The 318-nt window shown below is 57.5% G+C and carries 1 rRNA gene; it reads left to right on the forward strand.

From position 1 onward, the window contains the following. Window positions 1-318, forward strand: a 23S ribosomal RNA gene (locus DQG13_RS30445); the annotation flags it as partial.

A 318-nucleotide genomic window follows, 5' to 3' on the forward strand; every position in this document is an offset into this window, starting at 1 on the left:
TTAGTACCCGAAGGTCCTGTACTCACGCTGCCAAGAAAAGCCTCTAGCCAGGCGAAGGTGCCCGTACCGGAAACCGACACAGGTAGGCAAGAAGAGAATTCTAAGGCGCGCGGAAGAACTCTCGTTAAGGAACTCGGCAACATGACCCCGTAACTTCGGGAGAAGGGGTGCCCCGGTAGAGTGAATAGCTCGAGGGGGCCGCAGTGAAAAGGCCCAAGCGACTGTTTAGCAAAAACACAGGTCTGTGCGAAGCCGCAAGGCGAAGTATACGGGCTGACGCCTGCCCGGTGCTGGAAGGTTAAGGGGAGCGGTTAGGGG

The sequence above is a fragment of the Paenibacillus sp. YN15 genome, assembly GCF_003285005.1.
In the GTDB taxonomy this organism is placed as follows: Bacteria; Bacillota; Bacilli; order Paenibacillales; family NBRC-103111; genus Paenibacillus_AR.